This is a genomic window from Acidovorax sp. GW823-FHT01C06, from assembly GCF_058798375.1.
This window is the reverse complement of record NZ_JBXAKN010000007.1, coordinates 244977-270486: the sequence shown is the minus strand read 5'-3', so window position 1 is coordinate 270486 and position 25510 is coordinate 244977. Positions and strand designations below refer to the sequence as shown.

At 67.8% G+C, this 25510-nt stretch carries 30 protein-coding genes; 26 read left to right on the top strand and 4 right to left on the bottom strand.

Annotated features, from left to right (window positions below):
- Positions 1 to 167: 167 nt before the first annotated feature.
- Positions 168 to 1259: a helix-turn-helix transcriptional regulator gene (locus AC1RCS_RS16420; protein ID WP_218295250.1), complete on the top strand. Its 1092-nt coding sequence runs from the start codon at positions 168 to 170 to the stop codon at positions 1257 to 1259.
- A 105-nt stretch (positions 1260 to 1364) separates the two neighbouring features.
- On the opposite strand, the gene AC1RCS_RS16415 is transcribed toward AC1RCS_RS16420, so the two are convergent.
- Both AC1RCS_RS16415 and AC1RCS_RS16410 read right to left on the bottom strand, forming a co-directional pair.
- Positions 1365 to 2555: an NnrS family protein gene (locus tag AC1RCS_RS16415; protein ID WP_492245389.1), complete on the bottom strand. Its 1191-nt coding sequence runs from the start codon at positions 2553 to 2555 to the stop codon at positions 1365 to 1367.
- Positions 2556 to 2577: 22 nt separating this feature from the next.
- Positions 2578 to 2871 carry a DUF2249 domain-containing protein gene (locus tag AC1RCS_RS16410; RefSeq protein WP_369644009.1) on the bottom strand — a complete coding sequence of 98 codons (294 nt, stop codon included), beginning with the start codon at positions 2869 to 2871 and terminating at the stop codon, positions 2578 to 2580.
- 40 nt (positions 2872 to 2911) lie between these two features.
- On the opposite strand from AC1RCS_RS16410, the gene AC1RCS_RS16405 reads away from it, so the two are divergent.
- The 25 genes from AC1RCS_RS16405 to AC1RCS_RS16285 all read left to right on the top strand — a co-directional run bounded on the left by AC1RCS_RS16405 (position 2912) and on the right by AC1RCS_RS16285 (position 23841).
- Positions 2912 to 3133 carry a hypothetical protein gene (locus tag AC1RCS_RS16405; protein WP_492245388.1) on the top strand — a complete coding sequence of 74 codons (222 nt, stop codon included), beginning with the start codon at positions 2912 to 2914 and terminating at the stop codon, positions 3131 to 3133.
- A 297-nt stretch (positions 3134 to 3430) separates the two neighbouring features.
- Positions 3431 to 3691: a hypothetical protein gene (locus tag AC1RCS_RS16400; protein WP_218341077.1), complete on the top strand. Its 261-nt coding sequence runs from the start codon at positions 3431 to 3433 to the stop codon at positions 3689 to 3691.
- 153 nt (positions 3692 to 3844) lie between these two features.
- Positions 3845 to 4156, top strand: a complete 312-nt coding sequence (locus AC1RCS_RS16395; protein WP_218294722.1) for a hypothetical protein — start codon at positions 3845 to 3847, stop codon at positions 4154 to 4156.
- A 157-nt stretch (positions 4157 to 4313) separates the two neighbouring features.
- Positions 4314 to 4514 carry a hypothetical protein gene (locus AC1RCS_RS16390; RefSeq protein ID WP_218294723.1) on the top strand — a complete coding sequence of 67 codons (201 nt, stop codon included), beginning with the start codon at positions 4314 to 4316 and terminating at the stop codon, positions 4512 to 4514.
- 42 nt (positions 4515 to 4556) lie between these two features.
- Entirely contained in the window at positions 4557 to 4832 is a 276-nt protein-coding gene (locus tag AC1RCS_RS16385) for a hypothetical protein (protein ID WP_369642651.1), read from the top strand.
- Between the two features lie 196 nt (positions 4833 to 5028).
- Positions 5029 to 5496: a Spy/CpxP family protein refolding chaperone gene (locus AC1RCS_RS16380; protein ID WP_218294725.1), complete on the top strand. Its 468-nt coding sequence runs from the start codon at positions 5029 to 5031 to the stop codon at positions 5494 to 5496.
- A gap of 16 nt (positions 5497 to 5512) precedes the next feature.
- Entirely contained in the window at positions 5513 to 5830 is a 318-nt protein-coding gene (locus AC1RCS_RS16375) for a hypothetical protein (protein WP_218294726.1), read from the top strand.
- Between the two features lie 9 nt (positions 5831 to 5839).
- Positions 5840 to 6526: a response regulator transcription factor gene (locus AC1RCS_RS16370; RefSeq protein WP_218341080.1), complete on the top strand. Its 687-nt coding sequence runs from the start codon at positions 5840 to 5842 to the stop codon at positions 6524 to 6526.
- Complete coding sequence (locus AC1RCS_RS16365) at positions 6523 to 7929, top strand: sensor histidine kinase (RefSeq protein WP_218294728.1); 1407 nt, start codon at positions 6523 to 6525, stop codon at positions 7927 to 7929. Before AC1RCS_RS16370 ends, AC1RCS_RS16365 begins: the two co-directional genes overlap by 4 nt.
- 365 nt (positions 7930 to 8294) lie before the next feature.
- Positions 8295 to 9260, top strand: a complete 966-nt coding sequence (locus AC1RCS_RS16360; protein ID WP_218294729.1) for an ABC transporter substrate-binding protein — start codon at positions 8295 to 8297, stop codon at positions 9258 to 9260.
- A gap of 35 nt (positions 9261 to 9295) precedes the next feature.
- On the top strand, positions 9296 to 10132 hold the full coding sequence (locus tag AC1RCS_RS16355; RefSeq protein WP_492245387.1) for an ABC transporter permease: 837 nt from the start codon (positions 9296 to 9298) through the stop codon (positions 10130 to 10132).
- Positions 10129 to 10908, top strand: coding sequence for an ABC transporter ATP-binding protein (locus AC1RCS_RS16350; RefSeq protein ID WP_492245386.1), 780 nt, complete (start codon positions 10129 to 10131; stop codon positions 10906 to 10908). The genes AC1RCS_RS16355 and AC1RCS_RS16350 overlap by 4 nt, the downstream gene beginning before the upstream one ends.
- A gap of 13 nt (positions 10909 to 10921) precedes the next feature.
- A complete protein-coding gene (hutC, locus tag AC1RCS_RS16345) occupies positions 10922 to 11743 on the top strand; it encodes a histidine utilization transcriptional repressor HutC (protein WP_218341083.1) in 822 nt (273 codons plus the stop codon).
- Positions 11744 to 11807: 64 nt separating this feature from the next.
- Positions 11808 to 13349, top strand: a complete 1542-nt coding sequence (gene hutH, locus AC1RCS_RS16340; protein WP_218294733.1) for a histidine ammonia-lyase — start codon at positions 11808 to 11810, stop codon at positions 13347 to 13349.
- A 52-nt stretch (positions 13350 to 13401) separates the two neighbouring features.
- On the top strand, positions 13402 to 15126 hold the full coding sequence (gene hutU, locus AC1RCS_RS16335) for a urocanate hydratase (protein WP_492245385.1): 1725 nt from the start codon (positions 13402 to 13404) through the stop codon (positions 15124 to 15126).
- A 109-nt stretch (positions 15127 to 15235) separates the two neighbouring features.
- Positions 15236 to 15982: an IclR family transcriptional regulator gene (locus tag AC1RCS_RS16330; RefSeq protein WP_369642648.1), complete on the top strand. Its 747-nt coding sequence runs from the start codon at positions 15236 to 15238 to the stop codon at positions 15980 to 15982.
- 31 nt (positions 15983 to 16013) lie between these two features.
- On the top strand, positions 16014 to 16763 hold the full coding sequence (locus tag AC1RCS_RS16325) for a transporter substrate-binding domain-containing protein (RefSeq protein ID WP_492245384.1): 750 nt from the start codon (positions 16014 to 16016) through the stop codon (positions 16761 to 16763).
- Between the two features lie 26 nt (positions 16764 to 16789).
- Complete coding sequence (locus tag AC1RCS_RS16320) at positions 16790 to 17458, top strand: amino acid ABC transporter permease (protein WP_218341088.1); 669 nt, start codon at positions 16790 to 16792, stop codon at positions 17456 to 17458.
- On the top strand, positions 17455 to 18249 hold the full coding sequence (locus AC1RCS_RS16315; RefSeq protein ID WP_255594646.1) for an amino acid ABC transporter ATP-binding protein: 795 nt from the start codon (positions 17455 to 17457) through the stop codon (positions 18247 to 18249). Before AC1RCS_RS16320 ends, AC1RCS_RS16315 begins: the two co-directional genes overlap by 4 nt.
- A 55-nt stretch (positions 18250 to 18304) precedes the next feature.
- Positions 18305 to 19174, top strand: coding sequence for a phytanoyl-CoA dioxygenase family protein (locus tag AC1RCS_RS16310; protein WP_492245383.1), 870 nt, complete (start codon positions 18305 to 18307; stop codon positions 19172 to 19174).
- A gap of 17 nt (positions 19175 to 19191) precedes the next feature.
- Positions 19192 to 19809: a HutD/Ves family protein gene (locus tag AC1RCS_RS16305; RefSeq protein ID WP_492245382.1), complete on the top strand. Its 618-nt coding sequence runs from the start codon at positions 19192 to 19194 to the stop codon at positions 19807 to 19809.
- Positions 19810 to 19899: 90 nt separating this feature from the next.
- Positions 19900 to 21198: an imidazolonepropionase gene (hutI, locus tag AC1RCS_RS16300; RefSeq protein WP_492245407.1), complete on the top strand. Its 1299-nt coding sequence runs from the start codon at positions 19900 to 19902 to the stop codon at positions 21196 to 21198.
- Positions 21188 to 22585 carry a formimidoylglutamate deiminase gene (locus AC1RCS_RS16295; protein WP_492245381.1) on the top strand — a complete coding sequence of 466 codons (1398 nt, stop codon included), beginning with the start codon at positions 21188 to 21190 and terminating at the stop codon, positions 22583 to 22585. Before hutI ends, AC1RCS_RS16295 begins: the two co-directional genes overlap by 11 nt.
- 30 nt (positions 22586 to 22615) lie before the next feature.
- On the top strand, positions 22616 to 23437 hold the full coding sequence (gene hutG / locus AC1RCS_RS16290; RefSeq protein WP_492245380.1) for an N-formylglutamate deformylase: 822 nt from the start codon (positions 22616 to 22618) through the stop codon (positions 23435 to 23437).
- A gap of 194 nt (positions 23438 to 23631) precedes the next feature.
- Positions 23632 to 23841: a hypothetical protein gene (locus AC1RCS_RS16285; RefSeq protein ID WP_218294742.1), complete on the top strand. Its 210-nt coding sequence runs from the start codon at positions 23632 to 23634 to the stop codon at positions 23839 to 23841.
- A 39-nt stretch (positions 23842 to 23880) separates the two neighbouring features.
- Here AC1RCS_RS16285 and asd read toward each other — a convergent pair whose 3' ends face one another.
- Positions 23881 to 24732: an archaetidylserine decarboxylase gene (gene asd / locus AC1RCS_RS16280; RefSeq protein WP_218294743.1), complete on the bottom strand. Its 852-nt coding sequence runs from the start codon at positions 24730 to 24732 to the stop codon at positions 23881 to 23883.
- A gap of 63 nt (positions 24733 to 24795) precedes the next feature.
- A complete protein-coding gene (locus AC1RCS_RS16275; RefSeq protein WP_369642642.1) occupies positions 24796 to 25509 on the bottom strand; it encodes an ABC transporter ATP-binding protein in 714 nt (237 codons plus the stop codon).
- Position 25510: the final 1 nt, after the last annotated feature.

Genomic DNA, 25510 nt, shown 5'->3' with positions numbered 1-25510 from the left:
CGGCCGGGGCGCCGCGCCACCACGGGCCCGGCGCCAAAAAGCAGAGGCCATGCGTCCCCGGGGCGCCGCGCCCCACCCCTGGGGGTGGGTTGCTGTGGGGGGCCGGTGTGCTAGCTTTGCCTCCACGCATTGCCTGGATGCGCTGTGGCACATAACTCAACTACTCCATGCCTTTTTCCCGTATTCAGCGGCGCGCCCTGGCGCGCCTGCAACAGCTGGCCTGTCTGGACGTCAACGGTCCGCAGCTCATCGAACCCCTGCTGCATGAGCTGCACCACCTGATCGCCTTCGACACGAGCGGCTACTTCCACCCTGGCAGCGACGGCGCGCTGGATGTGTACATCGAGCCATCGCTGGCGCGTGACTTGATGCACCTGTACTTCGAGCCGCAGGTGAGGGCGAGCGAGCACAAGGTGATCCGCCGCAGCGCCCACGATTTCGCCGCCGCCGTGCGCGACGACCATGGGCCGCAGGTGATGGAGCAGTTGATCACCGTGCCGATGGGCGAGCTGCTGCGCAGCGACTTCTACAACCTGGCGCTGCGCCCCGCGGAACTGCTGGACTGCCTGAGCCTGGTGCTGCGCACGCCACAGGGGGCGGGCGTGGGCGCGCTCAAGCTGTATCGCAGGCCGCAGGCGCCGCGCTTCGGGGCCGAAGACGCAGCCCTGCTGGCCCGGCTGGAGCCGTGGCTGGCGCGCATCCTGCAGCCCGGCGAAGTGGATGCGCACGACAGCGTGGTGCATGAAAGCGCCATGCTGGTGGCCTCGCCGCAAGGGCAGCTGCTGTGGACATCGCCCCAGGCCGACCGGCTGATGGCGCTGGCGTTCGGGCCGCGCTGGTACCGGCGTGCCGAACTGCCGCCCGCGCTCCAGGCGCTGCTGCAGCGCCTGGAACATGCCCGCCAGGGGGGCAGCGTCCGCGCGCCGCCGCAGCTGGACCTGCGCAACGCCAGCGGCGCGTTTTCGCTGCGCGCAACGCTGATGGCCGCCGCGGCCGGCGAAGGCCGGGCGGCGGGCATCCACATCACCCAGCGGGTCTCGCGCGTGGCGCAGCTGCTGCCCGCGTTGCGCGCGCTGGGCCTGCCGCAGCGCCAGCACGAGCTTGCGTACTGGCTCGCGCGCGGCCTGCCCGAGGCGCAGATCGCCACGCGGATGGGCATCAGCGAGAACACCACCACCTACCACCGCCGCCAGATCTACACACGGCTGGGCGTGCAAAGCCGGCTGGAGCTGCAGGACTACCTCTTCGCACCGGCATGAGGGAGGGCACGGCCAGCCGCGCGCACGCGCCCACGCACGCACCACGGACCCGGTGGGCTGGCGCCGGAGTGGAGATGGCCTTGACGGCGGCGCGGCGCACGGCCGCTACCCCGGATGGCCGTCGGCCCGTGGGCGGGACAGCACCGGCCAGTAGCGCACGGCGTACAGCGCAAAGCCTGCCGACCAGAGGGCGGCGGACAGCAGGCTGGCGTGCACCGTCTGCGCGGGGCTGGCGAGCGGCACCGCCACACGCACGGCGGCGGCCAGCAGCACCAGCAGGTAGCAGGCGGTGTCGCAGCGGTCCGCGCGCAGGGGCCGCCCTGTGTGGCCGCGCGCGGTGCGCGTCATCATTCCGATGATGAGCCCACCCACCGCGCCCACCGTCAGGGCGTGGGTGGCCAGGGAGGAGGCCGCCAGGCCCAGGTCGCCCAGGCAGCGAAGCAGCAGGTGCACGGGAATCCAGAGATAGGCCATGTGCAGCACCCAGACCAGCGGCACGCGCAGCGCCGTCCAGGGCTGCCACAGCGCCCAGCGCCAGGTATGAGCCAGACAGGCGAATGCCGCGATGGTGGCCAGTGGCCATCCGCCCAGGCCCGTGGCGTCCGCGGCGAGCAGGGCCAGCACCGATCCCAGCGCGGCCTTTTCCACGGCAGGCCGCCGGGTTGCTTGCGCGCCCGCCACGCCGTTGTTGGTGAACATCGGGATCACGCGCCCGCCCATGACGGCCAGGATGAAAAGAACCACGTCCAGCGCGATCCGGATGCCGAGCCCTGCGGGGACGGGAAAGACGCCCAGCTGCGACAGATGGAAAAGCAGCGTGGCGGCGCCCAGCAGCAGGAGCAGCGCCACAAAGAAATAGTTGCGCTGGTTCCGCGCCTTCCAGAACGCAATGCCCAGGCTCGCCGCCGCTGCCAGCGGAAATGCCACGTTCACCACGGCGGCCGTGGCTGCGAAGGGTGTGAGCACCAGAATCCGTCCCGCCACCCACAGGGCGGCCAGCGCACCCAGGCGCCATCCCGTCGGGGTGGGAAGGTTGGTCCAGTTGCGGCCGGCGGTGAAGAGAAAGCCCACGATGACCGCCAGCGCGAAGCCGAACAGCATCTCGTGGGCATGCCAGAGCGGGCCCGCCAGATAGGGGCGGCCCAGCGCGCCGGAGAACTGCAGCGCCCACAAGGGAACGGACAGCGCTGCGAACACGCTTGCCAGCAGGTAGAACGGCCGGAAACCGAGCGCGAACAGGGCCAACCGCCGGGACGGGGCGGGGCGCGGTTCTTCCATGCCGATAGGGAGTGCCATGGCGGTAGGGCCCCGGCCCGGGCTACGCACCGCCGCAGGCGCCGCAGCATTGCCCGCTGCCGTGGCCTGGGGCGCGTTGTTTCTGGATGCGCACGCGCCATTGCGCGGGCCCGTTCTCCAGGTAGCTCCAGGTGAACTGGCCCGGCAGTTCTTCCTGGAACTGGTAGTACAGCGGCCGGGGATCGTGGTCGTTGACCAGGTCCATGGCCTGCCCGGCAGCCAGCTTGCCAAAGGCGAGAAAAATGGACGGATGGCGCTCGCGGGGGGCGATTGCGCGCACGTCGATGGTGGCTGCGGTGGTTGCTTGGTCTGGCATGGTGCTTAAAGATTCATGTTTTATGAATCTATTTTGCCGCATGCTGCCAGATCGTTGGTTGATGATTGTCAATCAAGGGCTGTGGCTTTTGTCCGCGGGGACTCACAGGCATGTGGTCGTGGAATCCGATGCTCCCGGCGCTTCCGTCCATATCCCGTACGAAGATCAGATTTCAGATGCCCACGATCGCGGCGGCCAGCGCCACGGCGATCAGCTGGATCCCGAAGAAAATCACGACGATTGGCATGGCCATCCCCTTTGATGAAGCAAGGATGCTAGGTGTGCGTACTCCAGGCCGGAGTGCGACAACAGCGAAGGACCGCGTAGGCGGTTTCCTACGGTAAGACCGGTATGGATGGCGCGGGATTTGTTACAAAAATCCGAATGGCAACAATATCGGCAGGGGTTTACGCGGCTGCCAGTGGGGCGCCCAGCCGCGCTGGTGCTTCATTTGGGGCCCCTGGCTGCCCGGCCCGCAAGGTTGTAGCTTCGTGTATCAATCCTTGAACCCCGGGGGCTCGCGCCGCACAATATTCCTTCATTCACGCCGGAGGCCGCCATGCCAATGGAGTATCTAAGGGAGCTGGAGCGCGATGCGCTTCCCCTGATTGAATCGGACGTGGTCAACATCGACAAGCTGCGCGTGTTGCGTGCGGCCGGTATGGTGGAAGTGCAGCTCCCGCCCGTCGATTCGCCACAGCAGAAGGCGCAGGTGCTGTACATCACCGGCCTGGGTTGCGCGACGCTCAGAGCCTATCGATCCCGCGTGAGGGCGCCCCGCCCGCAGGCGCACACCGATCTGGAGGCTTCATACGACTGATGGGCCGTGCCACGTATCCGGCCTCATGCCCGTAAACCCCGCTCGGAGTCACTGTCCTACAAATTGATGCGCCGCACCAGAAGTGCCGCGGCCGCGCTGCGTAAATACGATGGGCCATCCGTATTTACTGGCACGGCCAGGTGAAAGGCGCATATGAGCAGTTGGTACAAATTGGCACTCGGCAATGATGATCAGGCCTTTGAGCCCACGCTGCGCATTCAGCAGATGTTCATGTCGAAGTTCCTGATGTGCCCCCCGGGGTCCGGCAGGGCGCTCTTTTCCTGCTATGACAAGGAAAAGGACAATCTCTGGCTCTATTTCTCTCCCGCCGCCCAAGACATAGCCTTGCGCGTCTATGCCGAGCCCTGCGATCCGCCGACGGCCCTGGACTGCATCGGCCTTCTAGCGGGCGAGGGCGATGCCCTGGGGATCGGGGAATCCCCGCTGCTGGCAAAGGCCGCCTGACGGCGCCCAGGGCTTTGCGATCCTGCCGGCGGGGCGGCGCCCGCATCCACGTCAGTGTTGTCCTACACCTGTCTTCACGGGGTTCCGACATGCGTGTGTTCGGGCCCATGCCTCAATCACCACGGGGCCAGTGCGGCGCCCGTGCGAGGAGTTCAGCATGTTTTCTTTCGATCCCCCATCCCATCATCTAGAAGCGTGGCCAGAAGCGCCTGCCTTGCAAATGGGGCAGCCGATGGAGCGGGTTTTCCAGCGCCAGCAAACCGACGATCTCGCGCCTTGGCGGGGAGACAGCCATGGCATGGAGCGGGAATTACAGTTTGCAGACCTGGAATACCGCGAACCCCAGGCGATGGGTTGACGACGGGACTGGGTGCGCCCCGGGTGCGTGCAGCGAGAAACCATGCGGGTGTTGACACTGCACATTCGGCCCGAGGGCGCCGCGCAATACCTGGCCCGGGTGTTTGACGGAAAGGTCCTGGTCGGCACCCCCACCCTGCATGCCGAAATTGACGAGGCCATCGAGGCCTATGGCCACGCCGACGGGTTCCCCGGCGTAACCGCCTTCAACATCTGGTATGGCGGGGGCAGCGTGGGCACGGTTCCGCTCATCCAGATGCGCACCGACGCCGTGGAGCTGTCGAACCGGCTGGTGGTGTTGTCCGCCGTCCTGCGCTGAGATTCCGCCTGTCTCGATCTGGCTGCTGCACCCCACCTGCGGGCGCGGCTTGAAGCGCTCCAAAGGACCTGGGCCTTTGCCAGCGCCTTATCCCGCGAAACAAAATGAAATAAACCGAAACTCCGTCGAGACCACTCCCGAAGCACCTGCCGGCACCATCAGGGCCATGTTCAACACCGTCCCGAAAGGACTGATCATGAAACCCTGGATCAAGAGAACGCTGGTAGGAATCTTTGGCGCATCCATCATGGTGGGTGGTCTGACGGCCTGTTCCAGTGGAGCCCACCGCCACGGGCCCATGAGCCCGGAGAAAATGGCGGAGGTGCGCGCCAAGGTGGTCGACCGGGTCAGCGGCAAGCTGGACCTGAACGATGCGCAGAAGCAAAAGCTCAATGTGCTGGCGGACAGGATGGAGGCACAGCGCACGGCCTTCCTGGGCAAGACAGCCGATCCGCGCGCGGAAGTGCAGGCCATCGTCGCGGGCGACAAGTTCGACCGTGCACGCGCGCAGAGCCTGCTGGAGGAGAAGACCCGCGCGGTACAGGCGAACAGCCCTGAAGTGATCAATGCGCTGGCGGACTTCTACGACAGCCTGAATCCGGACCAGCAGCAGAAGGTGCGCGAGCTGATGCAGCGGCGCAGGGGCTGGATGGCGCGCGGCTGAGGCAGGAGCATTTTCCATGTCACCGATGCTGGATCCCATCCACCACTTGACGCAGGAAGTGCGCATGCACGGCCCTGTGCTGCTGGCAGGCATGCCCGAGCCCCATGACGAGTTGATGTCGCTGGTATGGGGGCCGCGCTTTGACAGGGAGCATGCGCTCGGGCTCGTGGCGCGCCAGCCCGCTGCCGCCGCGCCCGCCCTGCCTGCGCTGCTCGCGGCCGCGGACGCCTTCGATGCGCTGCACCTGCCTGCGCAGCACCGCCTGCGGGAGCTCATCCGGCGGCACCGCGCATTGCTTGCTCCGCCGGTGGCCGGCAGCGGCCTGCCAATGTAAGAATCGCGCATGCACCGCATCCTGCTCATTGACGACGACGCCCAACTGGGTCCGCCGCTTGCCATCTATTTCCAGCGTTTCGAGCTGGAACTGGTCCATGCGCTCAAGCCCAGCGAAGGCCTGGCCCGGCTCGGGGCGGGCGGCTTTGATGCCGCCATCCTTGATGTCATGCTGCCCGAGATGGACGGCTTTGAACTGTGCCGCACCATCCGCAAGCAGGGGGACCTGCCCATCGTGATGCTCACGGCCAGGGGTGAGGTGATGGACCGCGTGGTGGGCCTGGAGCTGGGTGCCGACGACTACCTGCCCAAGCCTTTCGAGCCGCGCGAGCTGGTGGCACGGCTGCAGACCGTGCTGCGCCGCAGCCGCGCGCCGGGGCAGGGCGGCGATTCGGGGACGCTGGAGTTTGAAGGCCTCAGCATTGATGCCGCGCGCCGCAGCGTGCTGCGACAAGGGGGCATCGTCGAGCTGACCGGCACCGAATTCGACCTGCTGCATCTGCTGGCACGCGAACCGGGCAAGGTGTTCAGCCGCGATGACATCCTGAACCAGTTGCGCGGGCACGAGGCCGAGCTGTACACCCGCGCCGTCGATATCGTGGTGAGTCGCCTGCGCAAGAAGCTGGAACCGCTCGACTGCATCAAGACCTTGCGCAACGCGGGCTACTCGCTGGCCCTGCGGCGGGCGGCGCCATGAGGTTCTGGCGGCGTTCGCGCCCTGGCGAGGGGGCCGAAGACGGGCACGATTGCCCCTGGCACCGCCGCGCGCGGCGTGCGGTCGGGTATTCGCTGCGCATCCGGCTGGTGCTGGTGTTCATGGCGCTCGCGGTGACGGTGGCCGTCACCTTCATGGGCGGAGTGCAAAAGGCGGTGTCCGTGGGCTGGCGCGAGGCGGCCAGGCCCCTGCTGATGGACTACGTGGACCGCCTCGCGGACGAGATCGGCAGCCCGCCCAGCATCGAGCGGGCGAAGGCCATCGCCAGCCGGTTGCCGGTCACGCTGCGCATTGACGGGCCGGTGGTCCACTGGGAATCCCACCCCGATCAGCCGCGCAGCGACTGGATGAGCGACAAGTTCCAGCGCGAGGAGCACTGGAACGGCCATGGCAGCGACGACCAGGGCCGCCGGCTCCTGCAGCGCACCACGGCGGACGGACACAGCATCGAGTTCGGGCTCAATGCGCTGTCCTGGGAAAAGCGCCCGCGCATTGCGTGGGGCACGCTCACGGTGCTGTTGCTGCTCACCGCGCTGGCCTATGTGTACGTGCGGCATCTGCTGCGCCCGCTCGACGACATCCGCCGGGGCGCGCAGCGGTTTGGCGAAGGCAATTTCGCCCAGGCGATCCCCGTGCGGCATGCCCACCGGCCCGACGAGCTGGGGCAACTGGCGGCCACCATCAATACCATGGGGGATGACATCCACCAGATGCTGGAGGCCAAGCGGGCCCTGCTGCTGGCCATGAGCCATGAATTGCGCAGCCCCCTGACCCGCGCCCGCCTGAACACCGAGCTGCTGCCCGAGACCGCCGACGTGCAGGCCCAGCGGCAGGCCCTGATGCGCGACCTGAGTGAAATGGCCGGACTCATCACCGACCTGCTCGAAAGCGAGCGCCTGGCTGGACGCCACGCCGCCCTGCACCGCGAGCCCGTGGACCTGGCTGCGCTGGCGCGGGAGGTGGTGGCCGAGCTCGGCGGCCGCCATGCCGGCGCGGCGGGGATCACCCTCCATGCACAGCAGGGCATGCCGCCGCTGTCGCTTGACCGCTCCCGCATGCGCCTGCTGCTGCGCAACCTGCTGGACAACAGCCTGCGCCACAGCAGCGATCCGGCCGCGCCGCCGCCCGAGTTGCATCTGCGCCTCGCGGCGCAGACGCTCGAACTGGAGGTGCGCGACCACGGACCGGGTGTTCCCCCAGAGCACCTGCCGCACCTGGCGCAGGCGTTCTACCGGCCCGACACGGCGCGGCAGCGCACCACCGGCGGCGTGGGCCTGGGCCTGTACCTGTGCCGGCTGGTGGCACAGGCGCACGGCGGCACGCTGCAGATGCGCAACGCCGGGCCCGGCCTTTCGGTCACGGTGCGCCTGCCGATCGTCGCCTGAGCTGGGTGCCCCCGCGGCCCCCCGGCCTGCCGAGGGCGCCGCACTGCACCGCGATGGTGCGTTGGCGTGGCGCGGTGTTTTTCTTCGTACGATTTCGCGAAGCGCGAAATGGATGCCAGACCGGCGTGGACATATACCTGCCATGGATGGTTTGCTATCAATTTCTGATTTTCCCCTGCGGTCGCCGGCATGGGGTACTTACGTTGGCCTCATTCTTGCTCAGACTGGCTACCGGCCCCTTTGGGGGACTCTTTAGCGTTTACCCTGTATATACAGGTATGCTGCGGCTGTCATCATGGCGGCTGGAATGCGGGTGCGACCCGGCCGGGATGGGCTAAGGTACTTTCTTCAAACAGGAGCAGATGATGACTCGATCGGTTGTGAAATGGACGTCGCTGGCAGCGGCAACGGCATGCGTGATGGCCCTGGCCGCCCCGGCCCAGGCGCAGGAAACCAAGATTGTGCTGGGCATGTCCGGCTGGACGGGTTTCGCGCCGCTCACCCTGGCCGACAAGGCGGGCATCTTCAAGAAGAACGGCCTGGATGTGGAGATCAAGATGATCCCGCAGAAGGACCGCCACCTGGCCCTGGCCTCCAAGTCCATCCAGTGCGCTGCCACCACCGTCGAGACGCATGTGGCCTGGAACGCCAACGGCGTGCCCATCGTGCAGATCTTCCAGATGGACAAGTCCTACGGCGCCGACGGCATTGCGGTGCGGGGCGACATCAAGGGCTTTGCCGACTTGAAGGGCAAGACCATCGGCGTGGATGCCCCCGGCACCGCCCCGTACTTTGGCCTGGCCTGGATGCTCAGCAAGAACGGCATGAGCCTCAAGGACGTGAAGACCACCACGCTGTCGCCCCAGGCGGCCGCGCAGGCCTTCGTGGCCGGCCAGAACGATGCCGCCATGACGTACGAGCCCTATCTTTCCACCGTGCGCGACAACCCTGCCGCCGGCAAGATCCTGGCCACCACGCTCGACTACCCCATGGTGATGGACACCGTGGGCTGCGACCCCACCTGGCTCAAGGCCAATGGCAAGGCCGCGCAGGCCCTGGCCAATTCGTACTTCCAGGCGCTCGACATGATCAAGGCCGACCCCACCAAGTCCAACGAGATCATGGGCGCGGCCGTCAAGCAGACGGGCGAGCAGTTCGCCAAGTCGTCGTCCTTCCTGCGCTGGCAGGACAAGGCCGCCAACCAGAAGTTCTTCGCGGGCGAGCTGACCACGTTCATGAAGGATGCCACCGGCATCCTGCTGGAGGCCGGCATCATCCGCAAGGCGCCTGAAGATCTGGCCGCCACCTTCGACGCGAGCTTCATCAAGTAACAACTGAGTTTTCCCGAGCCAAAGAAGAGCGCGCCATGTCTGCAGTGCAACCCCTGTCCGTTACCGAGTCCCACGCTCCCGTGCGCCGGCGCTCGCTGGCTCCCCTGGAGCCCGTGAGCAGCCGTGCCCGCTGGATGCTGGGGCTGGCCTTCTTCGTCGTGTTCGTGGCGGTGTGGGCGTTCTTCACGCTGGGCGGCTTCGTGTCGCCCACCTTCCTGGCCAGCCCCATCACCATGGCCAAGGAAGGCTGGCTGCTGTTCACCGAATACGGCTTCATCAAGGACATCGGCATGACCATCTGGCGCGTGGTCGGTGGCTTTGTGCTGGCCGCAGTGATCGCCGTGCCCCTGGGCATCGCCATGGGCGCCTACAAGGGCATCGAGGCGTTCTTCGAGCCCTTCGTCTCGTTCTGCCGCTACCTGCCCGCGTCGGCCTTCATTCCGCTGCTCATCCTGTGGGCCGGCATTGGCGAGACGCAGAAAATCCTGGTCATCTTCATCGGCTCGGTCTTCCAGATCACGCTGATGGTGGCCGTGACCGTGGGGGGCGCCCGGCGCGACCTCGTGGAGGCCGCCTACACGCTGGGCGCCGGCCACAAGGGCATCGTGACGCGCGTGCTCATCCCGGGCGCCGCGCCCGAGATCGCCGAGACCCTGCGCCTGGTGCTGGGCTGGGCCTGGACCTACGTGATCGTGGCCGAGCTGATCGGTTCTTCGAGCGGTATCGGCCACATGATCACCGACAGCCAGTCGCTGCTCAATACCGGCCAGATCATCTTCGGCATCATCATCATCGGCCTCATCGGGCTGGTGTCCGACTTCGCCTTCAAGGCGCTCAACCACCGTCTGTTTGCCTGGAGTTTTGTGCGATGAGCCGCGTATCCATCCAAGCCGTTTCGCGCGTCTTCGAGACCGCCAAGGGCCAGCGCACGCAGGCGCTGCAGCCGGTCGACTTCGAAGTGCGGGACAACGATTTCGTCACCATCCTGGGCCCCTCGGGCTGCGGCAAGTCCACGCTGCTGCGCATCGTCGCGGGGCTGGACCACGCCACCAGCGGCCGCGTGCTGCTCGACGGCGCGCCCGTGGAAGGCCCGGGCGCCGAGCGCGGCATGGTGTTCCAGAGCTACACGCTGTTCCCCTGGCTCACCATCGAGCAGAACATCCGCTTCGGCCTGCGCGAGCGCGGCATGCCCGAAGCCCAGCAGAAGGAACGCGCCGCGTACTTCATCGCCAAGGTGGGCCTGCGCGGCTTCGAGCAGCACTTTCCCAAGCAGCTGTCGGGCGGCATGCAGCAGCGCACCGCGATTGCGCGCGCGCTGGCCAACGACCCCAAGATCCTGCTGATGGACGAGCCCTTCGGCGCGCTGGACAACCAGACCCGCGTGCTCATGCAGGAGCTGCTGCTGAGCATCTGGGAGGCCGAGCGCAAGACCGTGCTTTTCGTCACCCACGACATCGACGAGGCCATCTTCATGGCCAACCGCGTGGCCGTGTTCAGCGCGCGGCCCGGCCGCATCAAGACCGAGCTGGCGGTGGACCTGCCGCACCCGCGCCATTACACGATCAAGACCAGCCCCGAGTTCATGGACCTCAAGGCGCGCCTGACGGAAGAGATCCGCGCCGAATCCATGGCGGCCGATCTGCACTGAACGCCTTCGTCCCATGAGCGCCCGTCCTTCCCGCCGTCCCGCAGCAGCTGCCCCGCGCAGCGCGCCGCTTGCCGCTCCGGCCAGGGTGGTGGCGGCCGTGGCGGCGCCCGCACAGGCGATGGCGCTGTACGAGCAGATCAAGGACCATATCTCGCGCAAGATCCAGGAAGGCATCTGGCGCGCGGGCGACCGACTGCCGTCCGAGAATGAGCTGGTCACCCAGTTCGGCATCTCGCGCATGACGGTGAACCGCGCGCTGCGCGAACTGGTGGAGCAGGGCCGCATCGTGCGCGTGGCCGGCGTGGGCAGCTTCGTGGCGGAAGACAAGCCACAGTCCACGTTGCTGCAGATCGCCAACCTCGCGAGCGAAATCCGCCAGCGGGGGCACGACTACCGCTGCGACGTGCTGGCCGTGGAGCGCATCTCGGCCACGCTCGAAGTGGCGGCAGCGCTGGACCTGCGCACGGGGGAGTCGGTGTTCCACTCGCTGTGCGTCCACCGCGAGGACGGCCTGCCCGTGCAGCTGGAAGACCGCCACGTGAATCCGCGCCAGGTGCCCCAGTTCGCCGCGCAGGACTTCACGCTGCTGCAGCCCTCCGAATACCTGGTGCGCAACGTGCCGTTCGACCAGATCGAGCACGTGGTCGATGCCGTCATGCCCACCGCCGAGCAGGCCACGCTGCTGGAGATGTCGCCGCAGGAGCCCTGCCTGCTGCTCACCCGCCGCACCTGGTCGCGCGGGATTCCCATCACCGTGGTGCGTTGTTTGCACCCCGCGACCCGCTACCGCCTGGGCAGCCGCTTTAGAGCCGACGGCAACCCGGTCGCTGGTTGAACGCTTGCCTGAAGGGCCCGATTTTTTTACGCTTGTACCTACTTGTATATACAGGATCAACGCCATGACAAAAACCACCGCTTCCTCTCTGATCTTGCACCCCGGCCGGGTCACGCTGGCTGAATTGCGCAGCATCCACGCCGCGCCCGTGCAGCTGTCGCTGGACCCGTCCGCGCGTGCCCTCATGCAGGCGTCGCTGGCCACGGTGCAGCGCATCGTGGATGAGGACCAGGTGGTCTACGGCATCAACACCGGCTTCGGCAAGCTCGCCAGCACCAAGATCGCCCACGAGCGCCTCGCCGAGCTGCAGCGCAACCTGGTGCTGTCCCACAGCGTGGGCACGGGCGATGCGCTGCCCGATCCCGTGGTGCGCCTCATCCTGGCCACCAAGGCCATCAGCCTGGCGCGTGGGCATTCGGGCATCCGTCCCGAGATCGTGGATGCGCTGCTGGCCATGGCCAACGCCAACGTGCTGCCCGTGATTCCGGCCAAGGGTTCGGTGGGCGCGTCGGGCGACCTGGCGCCGCTGGCCCACCTGGCCTGCGTGTTGATCGGCGAAGGGCAGGCCAAGGTCGATGGCACGGTGGTGTCTGGGGCCGAGGCCATGCGCTCCATCGGCCTTGCGCCGTTCGTGCTGGGCCCCAAGGAAGGGCTGGCGCTGCTCAACGGCACGCAGGTATCCACCTCGCTCGCGCTGGCGGGGCTGTTCGGCGCGGAGAGCGTTTTCGCCGCCGCGCTGGTCGCAGGCTGCCTGTCGCTCGAGGCCATCAAGGGCTCGGTCAAGCCGTTTGACGCACGCATCCACGAGGCGCGCGGCCAGGCGGGGCAGATCGCCGTGGCGGCCGCCGTGCGCGCATTGCTGGATGGCAGCGCCATCGACCCTTCGCATCCCCACTGCGGCCGCGTGCAGGACCCGTACTCCATCCGCTGCGTGCCGCAGGTGATGGGCGCGTGCCTCGATAACCTGCACCACGCCGCGCGGGTGCTGGCCATCGAGGCGAACGCCGCGTCCGACAACCCCCTGGTATTCGACAACGGCGACGTGATCTCGGGCGGCAACTTCCACGCCGAGCCCGTGGCCTTCGTGGCGGACATCATCGCGCTGGCCGTGGCCGAGATCGGGGCCATCTCCGAGCGCCGACTGTCGCTGCTGCTCGACCCCGGCCTGTCGGGCCTGCCGGCCTTCCTGATCCGCGACAGCGGCGTGAACTCGGGCTTCATGATCGCCCAGGTCACCGCCGCCGCGCTGGCGGCCGAGAACCAGTGCCTGGCCAACCCCAGCAGCGTGACCAGCCTGCCCACGTCGGCCAACCAGGAAGACCACGTTTCCATGGCCACCTACGGCGCACGCCGCCTGGGCGACATGGTGCGCAATGCGGCGGTGATGGTGGGCATCGAGGCCATGGCCGCCGCGCAGGGCATGGAGTTCGACCGCAGCCTGAAATCTTCTGTGCTCATCGAAGACCAGTTCGCTGCCATCCGCCAGCGCGTGGCCTACCTGGAGCAAGACCGCTTCCTGGCCACCGACATCGAATCCATGCGCGAATGGGCCTCGGAGACGCCATGGCCCGCGCCGCTGCTGCAGTGCCTGCCCAGCCATTCCTGATTTTTTCCTTTCTTTCTCTCTTTGCCACGCCACCCATTCACAGGAGCCCACCATGAACGCCAACGACGCCATCATTGCAGCCGCTTCCAACACCGATCCCCGCCACGACGCCAGCCGCGTGATCCGTGCGCCGCGCGGCAGCCAGCTCACCTGCAAGAGCTGGCTCACCGAAGCCGCCTACCGCATGATCCAGAACAACCTGGACGCCGAAGTCGCCGAGCGCCCACAGGACCTGGTGGTGTACGGCGGCATCGGCCGCGCCGCGCGCAACTGGGAGTGCTATGACCAGATCCTCGCCTCGCTCAAGGACCTGAACGACGACGAAACCCTGCTCATCCAGTCCGGCAAGCCGGTGGGCGTGTTCAAGACCCATGCCAACGCACCCCGCGTGCTGCTGGCCAACTCCAACCTGGTCCCCAAGTGGGCCAACTGGGAGCACTTCAGCGAGCTGGACCAGAAGGGCCTGTTCATGTACGGCCAGATGACCGCCGGCAGCTGGATCTACATCGGCACGCAAGGCATCGTGCAGGGCACGTACGAGACCTTTGCCGAAGCCGGCCGCAAGCACTATGGCGGCTCGCTCGAGGGCAAGTGGATCCTGACCGCGGGCCTGGGCGGCATGGGCGGCGCGCAGCCGCTGGCCGCCACCTTCGCGGGCGCGGTGTCGCTCAACATCGAATGCCAGCAAAGCAGCATCGACTTTCGCCTGCGCACGCGCTATGTGGACAAGCAGGCGCGCGACATCGACCACGCCATCGAGCTCATTCAGCAGCACACGGCGGCCGGGGAGGCCATCTCCATCGCTCTGCTGGGCAATGCGGCCGACGTGCTGCCTGAACTGGTGAAGCGCGCCCAGGCGGGTGGGTTGAAGCCCGACCTCGTCACCGACCAGACCTCCGCCCACGACCTCGTCAACGGCTACCTGCCCAGCGGCTGGACGGTGGAGCAATGGCGCGCGGCGCAGCAGGATGTGGCGCAGCACGAAGTCCTGAAGAAGGCCGCGGCCCGCTCCTGCGCGGTGCATGTGCAGGCCATGCTCGACTTCCAGGCCATGGGCATTCCCACGGTGGACTATGGCAACAACATCCGCCAGGTGGCGTTCGACGAGGGCGTGAAAAACGCGTTCGACTTCCCCGGCTTCGTACCCGCGTACATCCGCCCGCTGTTCTGCGAAGGCAAGGGCCCGTTCCGCTGGGTGGCGCTGTCGGGTGACCCGGAAGACATCCGCAAGACCGACGCCAAGATCAAGGAGCTGTTCCCGGAGAACAAGCACGTGCACCGCTGGCTCGACATGGCAGGCGAGCGCATCGCCTTCCAGGGCCTGCCCGCGCGCATCTGCTGGCTGGGCCTGGGCGAGCGCCACATCGCGGGCCTGGCCTTCAACGAGATGGTGAAGAGCGGTGAGCTGAAGGCGCCCATCGTGATCGGCCGCGACCACCTCGATACCGGCAGCGTGGCCAGTCCCAACCGCGAGACCGAAGGCATGAAGGATGGCACCGACGCCGTGAGCGACTGGCCGCTGCTTAACGCCTTGCTCAATACCTCGGGCGGCGCCACCTGGGTCAGCCTGCACCACGGCGGCGGCGTGGGCATGGGCTACTCGCAGCACTCGGGCATGGTCATCGTGGCCGATGGCACCGATGCGGCGGCCGAGCGCCTGGCGCGCGTGCTGGTCAATGACTGCGGCAGCGGCGTGATGCGCCATGCCGACGCAGGCTACGAACTGGCCGTGGAAACGGCGAAGAAGCAGGGCCTGAACCTGCCCATGGTGAAGTGAAACAGCGTCGGCAAGGAGGTGTGACAGGGATGTGAAAAAAGGGAACGGCATTCCCATTCGGTGGGAATGCTGGGTTTGAATGCCGCTGCAATCCTTTGATACTGAGTCCATGCCCACCCGTGGACCGACCTCCGTTGCCGCCGCCGACCGTGTTCTGCACGTGCTGGCGGTGCTGGCGCAGCATGGCCAGCCCATGTCGGCCGCCGAGCTGATGGAGGCCACGGGCCTGGCGCGCAGCACGCTGTACCGGCAGCTCGCGCGGCTCAAGCTGTGGGGCTTCGTGCTGGAGAGCAGCGGGCACTACGCGCCCGGGCCGCTGAGCCTGCAACTGGCCCTGGGCTTTGACATGGCGTCGCACCTGGTGCACCACGCACGGCCGGACATGCAGGCCCTGGCCCGGCAGTCCCATGAAAGCGTGGGGCTGGTGGTGGCCGTCAACGACAGCGTGGTATGCCTGGACATGGTGGACAGCACGCAGGCCCTGCGCTGCTCGTTCGAAAAGGGGCGCAGCGTGCCGCTGCGCGCCGGCGCCTCCGCCAAGTGCCTGCTGGCCCATGTGGCCCCGGCCACGCGCAATGCCATTCTGGACCTGCACTACGGCGCGGGCACCCCCGAGCGCCAGGCGGCGCTGGCCGAGCTGGAAGGCATTGCCAAGGCGGGCTACGCCGTCAGCTCCGGCGAGGTGGATGCCGGTGTCTGGGGTGTCAGCGTGCCCGTGTTCGGCTCTCCCCGGCAGGCCGCGGGGGCCATCACCCTGATGGCCCCGATCTTGCGAGCCCAGGGGCAGGAGGCCGCGCTCACCGGCATGGCCGTCATCGCCGCCGCGCGCATCTCCCGCCAGCTCACTTCTCCCTGATTTCCCTCACCCCTCCCCAGGAGCTTTCCCCATGAACCTTCGTCGCAACCTTCTTCTGGCCAGCCTGGCCGCCGCCGCCTTTTGCACCACGGGTGCGCAGGCCCAGGACAACGTCCTGCGTGTGGGCACCGATGCCACGTTCCCGCCCATGGAGTTCGTCGAGAATGGCAAACGCACGGGCTTTGACGTCGAGCTGGTGGAAGCGATCGCCAAGGCCATGGGCAAGCAGGTCGAATGGGTGGACATCGACTTCAAGGGCCTGATTCCCGGCCTGATCTCCAAGCGCTTCGACATGGCGGTATCGGCCATCTACATCACCGACGAGCGCAAGAAGGTGGTGGACTTCACCGACTCCTACTATGCCGGCGGCCTGGTGGTGATGGTGAAGGCCGACAACAAGGCCATCAACAAGCTCGCCGACCTGGACGGCAAAAAGGTCAGCGTGCAGGTGGGCACCAAGTCGGTGGCATACCTGACCGAAAAATTCCCCAAGGTGCAGCGCGTCGAGGTCGAGAAGAACCAGGAGATGTTCAACCTGGTGGACATCGGCCGGGCCGATGCCGCCGTGACCGGCAAGCCCGCCGCGTTCCAGTACGTGCGCACCCGCACGGGCCTGCGTGTGCTCGACGAGCAGCTCACCACCGAGGAATACGGCATGGCCCTGCGCAAGGACACGCCAGAGCTGACGAAGGCCGTCAACGGCGCCATCACCAGGCTCAAGGCCGACGGTACCTATGCGGCCATCGTCAAGAAGTGGTTCAGCAACAGCGCTGCCAAGTAAGCCACGGACCGTTGCCGGACTGAACCATGGAACTCGATTTTTCTCCTGTCTGGGCCGGGCTGCCCCAGTTGCTGGCGGGCGCGCTGGTCACCGTGGAAATCACGGCCGCCTCGCTGCTGCTGGGCTGCGTCATGGGCCTGCTGGTGGGCATTGGCCGCCTGAACCCCAGGCGCCGCGTGGTCTACGCCCTGTGCACCGCCTACGTGGCCGCGATCCGCGGCACGCCGCTGCTGGTGCAGCTGTTCATCCTGTTCTTTGGCCTGCCGCAGTTCGGCATCCTGCTGCCTGCTTTCGTGTGTGGCGTGATCGGCCTGGGCATCTACTCGGGCGCCTATGTGTCCGAGGTGGTGCGCGGCGCCATCCAGTCCATCGACAAGGGGCAGATGGAGGCGGCGCGCTCCATCGGCATGTCCTCGGGCCTGGCCATGCGCACCGTGGTGCTGCCGCAGGCGGTGGTGCGCATGATTCCTCCGCTGGGCAATGAGTTCATCGCACTCATTAAGAACTCGGCGCTGGTGTCGCTGCTCACCATCCACGACCTGATGCACGAGGGGCAGAAGATCATCAGCGTGTCGTACCGTTCGCTGGAGGTGTACCTGGCGATCGCGGTGGTGTATTTCATTCTGACCGGGGCCACCACGCTGGTGCTGCGCCGCATGGAACTGCGCCTGCGCGCCGGAGGGATGGTGCAATGAAGACAACGTCTGCAGTGACCGGCGCGAACCCGGCTTCCGAGCCCATCGTGCGCATTCGCAGCCTGCGCAAGTCGTTTGGCAGCCATGTGGTGCTCAGTGGCATCGACTTCGACGTGTTCCCATCGCAGGTGGTGGTGGTCATCGGGCCCAGCGGCTCGGGCAAGAGCACCTTCCTGCGCTGCTGCAACGGCTTGGAGCAGCCCGAGGGCGGCACGGTCGAGATCTGCGGCCGCACGCTGGTGCAGGAAGGCCGCATGCTGCCCGACCATGACCTCAACGCGCTGCGCGAGGAGGTCGGCATGGTGTTCCAGTCGTTCAACCTGTTCCCGCACCTGTCGGTGCTCGACAACGTGACGCTGGGCCCACGCAAGCTGCGCGGCCTCTCGCGCAAGGAGGCCGACGAGCGTGCCCAGGCCCTGCTGGCCAAGGTGGGGCTGGCGCACAAGGCGTCGGCCATGCCCGCCAGCCTGTCCGGCGGGCAAAAGCAGCGTGTGGCCATTGCCCGTGCACTGGCCATGGAGCCGCGCGTGATGCTGTTCGACGAACCCACCTCGGCGCTCGATCCGGAGCTGGTGGGCGAGGTGCTGCAGGTCATGAAGCTGCTGGCCAGCGAAGGCATGACCATGATGGTCGTCACCCACGAGATGGACTTCGCGCGCGAGGTGGGCGACGTGGTCGTCGTCATGGACGGCGGTGGCATCATCGAGGCCGGCGCCCCCGCCACCATCTTCACCAACCCCACGCAGGAGCGCACGCGCTCCTTCCTGCAGGCCGTGCTCACCCGCGCCTGAGGCGCTGCGCGGCGCTGTGCACGGTTGCCGTCAACCCCAGAGGAGGAAACCCCCGATGTCCCCGCTTTCACCCGTGATGCAGCAGCGCCTGCAAGAGCGCCTGACCCAGGACGACATTGCCCGCTTCGACCGCGACGGCGCGCTGTGCATCAAGCAGTTGCTCACGCCCGGGGAGGTGGCGTTGCTGCGCGAAGGCATCGACGCCAACCTGGCCGCGCCCAGCCCGCGCGCCAAGGTGGCCAGCCGCCCCGACGACCCGGGCCGTTTCTTCGAGGACTTCTGCAACTGGCAGGACATCCCGCAGTTCGGCCGCTTCGTGCGCGAGACGCCGCTGGCCCTGGCCGCGCAGCGCCTCATGCGGTCGCGCACCGTGCGGCTGTACCACGACCATGTGCTGGTGAAGGAGCCCGGCACGCGTCAGCGCACTCCGTGGCATCAGGACCAGCCGTACTACAACATCGAAGGCCTGCAGAACATCAGCATGTGGATTCCGGTCGATCCGGTGTCGCGCGCGGCCACGCTTGAATTCGTGGCCGGTTCGCACAAGGGGCCCTGGCTCATGCCGCGCACCTTCATGGACAACCAGGCCAAGTGGTTCCCTGAAGGCAGCCTGCAGGACCTGCCCGATGTCGAGGCCCGCCGCGAGGCTTTCCCCATCGTCGGCTGGGAGATCGAGCCCGGCGATGTGGTGTGCTTTCACATGCTCACCCTGCACGCCGCGGGCGGGGTGGAGGGCGTGAACCGCCGGCGCGTGTTTTCGGTGCGCTTTCTGGGCGACGACATCCGCCACGCCCCCCGGCCCTGGAAGACCTCGCCCGAGTTTGCGGGCCTGACCGACGTGCTGCCCGCCGGAGCCGAGATGGACCACCCGCTGTTTCCGCTGCTGGTGGCCGAAGCGGTGCAGGCCGGGGAGGGTGCGCGATGAGCGGGGCACCGATGGGGATGCCAGTCTTCTTTGACCTTGCCGCCACCCCCGCCACGCCCTGGAAGAATGGCGGCGGCAGCACGCAGGAACTCGCCTGCTGGCCGCCGGGAGCGGACATGAACGCCTTCGAGTGGCGGGTCAGCCTGGCCACGGTCGACCGGCCCGGCCCGTTCTCGGTCTTTCCGGGCATCGACCGCCAGATCATGCTGCTGGGAGGCGACGGCCTGCACCTGCGCGGCCCGGGCTGGGAGCACGGGCTGGACCAGCGCTGGCAGCCGTTCGCCTTCCCGGGGGACGACGCCGTGGACGGCGCCATGCTGGGCGGCACCTCGAAGGACTTCAACCTCATGCTGCGCCGGGGCGCCTGGCACGGCGCCCTGCAGGTGGCAGGCGAGGCGCGGGCGCCCGCGGGCGTGCACGCCGGCCTGTGCATGGTGCTGCAGGGTGGCTGGCGATGGGTGCCGGGAGAGCAGGGCGGCGAGCCCCGCGTGCTGCACGCAGGGCAGGGCTTCTGGTGGGTGCAGGAGGGTGCTGCCTTGCAGGGGCGCCTGGAGCCCGCCCATGGCGGCAGTGCGGCGGATGCGCCGGCGCTGGCCTGGATCGCGCTGGAGCGTGGTTCCAGCACAGAATTTTGATAAAAATGGCCTCTGGCGCTTGCTGAATAAGCGCTGGAAGCTATTGTTTGCATAGCAATCGATACCATGAACCTTCCGGCAGACAAGCAGATGCAGCAGGCGCGGCCCGGTGGCCCGGCCGGCGAGAGCGCCGAGGGCGTGTGGGTGAATCTGAAGCCCGTGGCCGGACTCGTGGCGGCCGATGTGCCCGTGCCCGAGGGCGAACCCACCTGCGTGGTGGTGCAGGACGGCCGCATGGCCTGGATCGGGCCCGAGGCGCACCTGCCGCCGGCCTTCCATCCCCTGCGCCGCTGGGATGGGCAGGGCGCGCTGGCCACGCCCGGCTTCGTGGACTGCCACACCCACCTGGTCTACGGCGGCCAGCGCGCCAACGAGTTCGCGATGCGGCTGGCGGGTGCCACGTACGAAGAAGTGGCCAGGGCGGGTGGCGGCATCGTGTCGTCGGTGAAGGCCACGCGCGGGGCGTCGGAAGACGAGCTCTTTGCCCTGGCCGCTCCGCGCCTCTCGGCCCTGCTGGACGAGGGCGTGTGTGCCATCGAGATCAAGTCCGGCTATGGGCTGGCCCTCGCTCACGAGCGCAAGCAGCTGCGCGTGGCCCGCCGCCTGGGCGAGGCATTCGGCGTGACGGTGCGCACCACCTTTCTGGGCGCGCACGCGCTGCCGCCCGAATACGCAGGGCGCAGCCAGGACTACACCGACCTCGTCTGCAACGAGATGCTGCCCGCGCTGGCGGCAGAAGGCCTGGTGGATGCGGTGGATGTGTTCTGCGAACGCATCGCCTTCACGCTGGCCGAGACCGAGCAGGTGTTCCAGGCCGCGCAAAGGCTGGGCATCCCGGTCAAGCTGCATGCCGAGCAGCTCTCGGACATGGGCGGCGCGGCCCTGGCCGCGCGCTACGGCGCGCTGTCGTGCGACCACATCGAACACCTGTCGCAGGACGGCATCGCCGCCATGAAGGCCGCGGGCACCGTGGCCGTGCTGCTGCCGGGTGCCTACTACACGCTGCGCGACACGCACCTGCCGCCCATTGCGCAGCTGCGCGAGGCCGGGGTGCCCATGGCGGTGTCCACCGACCACAACCCCGGCACCTCGCCCGCGCTCAGCCTGCTGCTCATGGCCAACATGGCGTGCACGCTGTTCCGCCTGACGGTGCCCGAGGCCCTGGCCGGCATCACCACACACGCCGCGCGCGCGCTGGGCTTGCAAGATTCCCACGGCCTGATCGCATCAGGCAGGCCCGCCAATTTTGTGCTGTGGCCGCTGGGCGAGGCGGCCGAGCTGGCCTATTGGTACGGCCACAAGCCCGCTTGCACCGTCGTGCGGCAGGGGCAGGTGGTGGCCGATGGCATGGGCATCCAAACACAGCAGGGGGCCCGCCATGGCGCTTGACGCTTCACACAGCCTTTTTGCGGCCGATGCGCTGCTGCCCACCGGCTGGGCGCGCAATGTGCTGGTGCAGTGGGATGGGGCAGGGCGCATCACCGGCGTGGCCTCCGATGCTGCGGTGCCAGCAGGCACGCCGGTGGCTGCTGGCCCGGTGATCCCCGGCATGCCCAACCTGCATTCGCACGCCTTCCAGCGCGCGTTTGCCGGGCTCACCGAGTACCGGGCAGAAAGCCAGGACAGCTTCTGGAGCTGGCGCAACCTCATGTACCGCTTTGCCGCCCGCATCACGCCCGAATCGCTGGAGGCCATCGCCACCTGGCTGTATGTGGAGATGCTGGAGGCGGGCTACACCTCGGTGTGCGAGTTCCACTACGTGCACCACGACCAGGGTGGCACACCCTATGCCGACGACGCCACGCTGTCGCTGGCCCTGCTGCGCGCCGCCCGCAACGCGGGCATGGGCATCACGCTGCTGCCGGTGCTCTACCAGACCAGCGGCTTTGGCGCCAAGCCACCACGGGCCGACCAGGCGCGCTTCATCCGCAGCACCGGCAATATGCTCTCTTTATTGGAGCGCCTGGCGCCCGCTGCACGGGTGCAGGGGGCCGTTCTGGGCCTGGCCCCTCACTCGCTGCGTGCCGTGCCGCCCGAGAGCCTGACCGCCGCCGTGCAGGGCCTCGCCGCCCTCGATCCCCACGCACGCATCCACATCCACATCGCCGAGCAGACGCAGGAGGTGGACGACTGCATCGCCTGGAGCGGCCAGCGCCCCGTGCGGTGGCTGCTCGACCACGCCCCGGTGGACGAACGCTGGTGCCTGGTGCACGCCACCCACATGACGCCCGATGAATACGCCGGCGCCGCGCGCAGCCGCGCCGTCGCTGGCATCTGCCCCACCACCGAAGCCAACCTGGGCGACGGCATCTTCGACATGCCGCTGTGGCTGCAGCAGGGTGGGCGCTGGGGCGTGGGCTCGGACAGCCATGCCTGTGTGAATGCGGCCGAAGAGCTGTTGATGCTGGAGTACAGCCAGCGCCTGTCACGCCGGCAGCGCAATGTGCTGGCCTCCGCCGCGCAGCCCGAGGTCGCAACCGCCATGACCTTGCAGGCCGTGGCTGGCGGGGCGCAGGCTGCGGGGCGGGCCGTTGGCGGCATCGCGGTGGGCCAGCAGGCCGACATGGTGGCGCTGGACGCGCAGCATGTGGCGCTGCGCGATCTGCCTGCGCACAGCATGCTCTCGGCCCATGTGTTTGGCAGCCACCGGACCTCGGCCATCGGCAGCCTCTGGGTGGCGGGCGTGCGCCGCGTGTCCGGAGGCCGGCATGTACTCCACGAATCGGCGGCCCGGGCCTTTGTGGCAGCCCGGTCGGCCACCATCGCGCCGGATTGAGGCTGTCTTTGTTTTATTTCTGAACCCACCATGACCGACACCGCACCATCTCCGTTTGTCTTTCACCAAGGCACCCAGCCGCTGCTGATCTCCATGCCCCACGCGGGAACCTACGTGCCGCCCGCGCTGGCCGCGCGGTTTACCGAAGAGGCCCGCCAGGTGCCCGATACCGACTGGCACATGGACCGGCTGTACGGTTTTGCGCGCGACATGGGCGCTTCCATCCTGGTGGCCACGCACTCGCGCTACGTGGTGGACCTGAACCGTCCGCCCGACGGCGCGAGCCTCTACCCCGGCCAGAGCGTCACCGGCCTGTGCCCGGTCGATACCTTTGACGACACGCCCATCTACGCCCAGGGCGACGTGCCGGGCGAAGCCGAAGTCGCCGCGCGCCGCGATGCCGTCTGGGCGCCGTACCACGCGCAACTGCGCGCCGAGCTCGATCGCATCCACGCCCGGCATGGCGTGGCCGTGCTGTGGGACGCGCATTCGATCCGCTCGGTGCTCCCGCGCTTCTTCGAAGGCAAGCTGCCGGACCTGAACCTGGGCACGGCCAACGGCGAAAGCTGCGATCCCGCACTGGCCCGGGAGCTGCTGGCCATCGCGGAGGCTGCGGGCGGCTACACGGCGGTGCTCAACGGCCGCTTCAAGGGGGGGCACATCACGCGCCACTATGGCCAGCCGGGGCAGGGCGTGCATGCCGTGCAGCTGGAGATGACGCAGTGCAGCTACATGCAGGAGGCCTTGCCGTTCGACTACCTGCCCGACGTGGCGCAGCGCGTGCAGCCGCACCTCGAACGCATGCTGCGGGCCGCGCTGGCATTCGCGCACGCGCGCCAGGCTCCGCGCTGATCCACGGGTCCGCAGGGGCCCCAACGGTGCGGCGGTGTGCCCCTCTGCTCGAATTCTTGTAGCGGCATGGGCCAGGGTGGCGGGGGTTCGGTGCTAGTATGGCTGCAGCGATGGTTCGGAATCGCCCGGCGGGCGCCCCCTGTTTTCACCACCCTGTGCCCGGTCAGCCAATGCGGAAGGAGCCGCACCCCCTCATGGATCCAGCGGCCTACTACTACATGCCCCTTTTCAAGCCCGGAGCCTCCGTGCAATGGGGACAGCAGCGCGAGACGGTCAGCCACGTGGTGGTGCGCCGCAACGCGATGATGATCTACCTGGTGGGGCACGATGCGCCGGTGCACCCCGATGCCCTTCGGGTGGAGCCCACGGCCTTCCACCTCACGCGCGTTCCCGACCGGTTCTGACGCGGCGCCCGGCGCGCCGCCACCGTGGGCTGACGAACCTCAGCGTGCGCCGAACTGCGCCATCGCCTCGCCCAGCTGGATGGGCCGGGCGGGCGCCCACTGCGGGTTGAACTGCAGCGGGCCCTGGGGAAACAGCATCACCACGGTCGAACCCAGCAGGAAGCGCCCCATTTCCTCGCCCTGCCGCAGGCTCACCTGTCCCTGGGCATAGTCCCATTGGCGCGGCGTGCCCGGACGCGGTGGATTCACCTGCCCATGCCATACCGTGGCCATGCTGCCGACGATGGTGGCCCCCACCAGCACCAGCACGAACGGCCCCTGTGCCGATTCAAAGAAGCACACCACACGCTCGTTGCGGGCAAACAGCCCGGGCACGCCGCGCGCCGTGGTGGGGTTCACCGAAAACAGGTCGCCAGGCACATGCACCATGCGCGTGAGCTCGCCCGCGCAGGGCATGTGGATGCGGTGGTAGTCGCGCGGGCTCAGGTACAGCGTGGCGAAGTGGCCGTTGTCAAACCGCGCCGCGGCGGCGGCATCGCCGCCCACCAGCGCGGTGGTGGAGTAGGTGTGGCCCTTGGCCTGGAAGATCTGGTCCTTGGCGATGGGGCCGAACTGGCTGATGGCGCCGTCCACGGGGCAGACCAGATCGGCCTGCGCCAGCGGGCGGGCACCAGGCTTCAACGCACGCGTGAAGAAGTCGTTGAACGATGCGTAGCTGGCGATGTCAGGGTTGGCCGCCTCGGCCATGTTGACGTTGTAGCGGGCCACGAAGCGGCGGATCACCGAGGTCGTGAGGCCACCCAGCCGGGCCGACGCAAATTTGCCGGCCAGGGTGGTCAGGGCCTGCTTGGGCATGAGGTATTGCGGCAGGACTGCCAGGCGATCAGACACGGGTGGGGCCCTTCAGGAGGAAAGCGGATGATTCTATCGGCGCGGGCTGCCGCCACCGGGGCTTCATACCCCCAGGTACTGCTCCAGCAGCTGCGGCTGCGCATGCAGGGCGTCGGAGCTGCCCTCGAACACCACCTGGCCCTTGACCAGGATGACGTTGCGGTCGGTGATCTGCGTGACGTGTTTCCAGTTCTTGTCCACGATCACGCTGCTGATGCCGCTGTCCTTGATGAGGCTGCAGATGCGCCAGATCTCGCGTGCGATGAGCGGCGCCAGGCCTTCCGTGGCCTCGTCGAGAATGAGCACGTCGGGGTTGGTCATGAGCGCCCGGCCGATGGTCAGCATCTGCTGCTCGCCGCCGCTGAGCTGCTGGCCGCCGTGGCCCAGGCGCTCCTTCAGGCGGGGGAAGGTCTCCAGCACGCGTTCGTAGGTCCAGTCCCGCTGGCCCCGGGTTCCCGCGCGCGCGGCCATCTGCAGGTTCTCGACCACGCTGAGGTTGCCGAAGATGCCGCGCCCCTCGGGCACGTAGGCCACGCCCAGGCGCGACACTTCGAAGGGCGGGCGGCCGGTCATGTCGCGGCCCGCGACGGTCACCGAGCCGGAGCGGGGCTTGACCAGGCCCATCAGCGACTTGAGCAGCGTGCTCTTGCCCATGCCGTTGCGGCCCATGAGGCCGATGGTCTCGCCCTGGCCGACGGTGAAGTCCACGCCGTGCAGGATGTGGCTGGGACCATAGAAGGTGTGGATGCCGCGCGCATCAATCCAGGGAGTCGCCATG